Source organism: Azospirillum sp. B4 (assembly GCF_000333275.1).
Classification (GTDB): Bacteria; Pseudomonadota; Alphaproteobacteria; order Azospirillales; family Azospirillaceae; genus Nitrospirillum.
The window spans coordinates 1-1,398 of record NZ_BACU01000200.1; the positions used below are offsets into that span (position 1 = coordinate 1).

At 67.5% G+C, this 1,398-nt stretch carries 1 protein-coding gene and 2 pseudogenes; 2 read left to right on the top strand and 1 reads right to left on the bottom strand.

The window, feature by feature from the left end:
• Nucleotides 1-183, bottom strand: a pseudogene (locus tag I55_RS38310) (hypothetical protein); the annotation flags it as partial.
• A 243-nt stretch (nucleotides 184-426) separates the two neighbouring features.
• On the opposite strand from I55_RS38310, the gene I55_RS08895 reads away from it, so the two are divergent.
• On the top strand, nucleotides 427-885 hold the full coding sequence (locus tag I55_RS08895; protein ID WP_044560169.1) for a hypothetical protein: 459 nt from the start codon (nucleotides 427-429) through the stop codon (nucleotides 883-885).
• Between the two features lie 211 nt (nucleotides 886-1,096).
• Nucleotides 1,097-1,398: pseudogene (locus I55_RS08900) on the top strand (RlmI/RlmK family 23S rRNA methyltransferase); the annotation flags it as partial.

Here is a 1,398-nt window from a genome sequence, read left to right on the forward strand (position 1 = left end):
CTGCAGGATTTCCGCCAGGCGGCGCAGCTCTTCCGCCTCCAGGGCGGCACAGACGGTCAGGGTGCGGACGGTGCAGGCGCTGCACGGGTGGATTTCGCCGGCCGGGTCGGGCTTGGCGCCGGCACCCTTGGCGTTGCCCTGGGCATCGGCGCTCCGGGAATAGGCAAAATCGATAGGGCTCATCGCCGCGCTCCGCTTTCAGCCGTTACCCTGCCCGCGTCGGTCGCGGCAGGGGGCGCGGCCGGTCTTTCGTTCCCCAATCAATGCCGCGAGATCAGCATATAGCCGGGGAACGAGTGAGGGAAAGGCTAACATCGCGCTGACTGGCTTACCCGAACTGCCGAACCGATCTTTGATCCAGATCATGGCCGGAGCGGTTATTGACGTTTCAGGATGCTGGTCCCTCAGTCCCGGATTGGCACCTTCATGCCCACCTTCGTGACCCGCCCGTTGGATCCCCGCCAGATCGACCAGGCCTATGCCTTGATGCGGCCTTTCTATCCGGACCTCACGGTGGAACGGTGGCGCGACCATGCCCAGGCCCTGCTGGCGCCGGGCAGCCGGGGCGGCATCGTCACCGTCCAGCTGGACCACCGTTACATGCACGGCCTGTTCTCCTACCTGGTGGTGCCGGACCTGGACCATCGGCTGGGCCTGCAGGTGGACCTGTTCGTGGCGCTGGACCTGTTCGACCCGGAAGGGGCGAACGACGCGCTGCTGGCCGAGATGGACCGCATCGCCCGGCAGCACGGCTGTGACGCCATCCATGTCACCTTGCCCGACAGGCAGGCCGCCAAAACCCGTCCCTCGCTCTCCCGTTTCCACGCCCAAGGGCATGTGCCGGAAGGGCGGCGCCTGTGCAAACACCTGACGCCGGCGGCTTGACGCGGACCCCTCAGTCGCCGGGCGCCGCCATCCGCCGGCTTGGCTTTCTCAGTTTCCAGTCCGGTACGCTCCCTGGAAACTTCCGGCGGACGCAGTCGCATCCTAGGAAAAGGAATCAGGAAAAATATATGGGCAAGCCCCGTGGCCGGCGACGGGAGCCCTTGCGCCCTTTGCCGTTGTGCCTTCGGGGCCGCGCGGTATGCTCCGGCCCATGACTGAAAAGCTTCCCACCCTGCTGTTCCAGGCGGGCCGGCACAAGCGCGTGGCCGGTGGCCACCCCTGGGCCTATTCCAACGAAATCCAGATGGATGCCGCCGCCAAGGCCCTGCCCAAGGGCGGCCTGGTGCGGCTGGCCGACGCCGGCGGCGGCGTGCTGGGCATCGCCACCTTCAACCCCCACACCCTGATCGCGGCGCGCGTGCTGACCCGTGACCTGTCGGTCACCATCGACGCCGGTTTCTTCGCCGATCGCTTCCGCGCGGCGGCGGCCTTGCGCGACCGGCTGATCGGCCG

Excerpts from the sequence above, each read along its gene's own strand:
- I55_RS08895 (WP_044560169.1), top strand. The coding sequence starts at position 427 with ATGCCCACCTTCGTGACCCGCCCGTTGGATCCCCGCCAGATCGACCAG.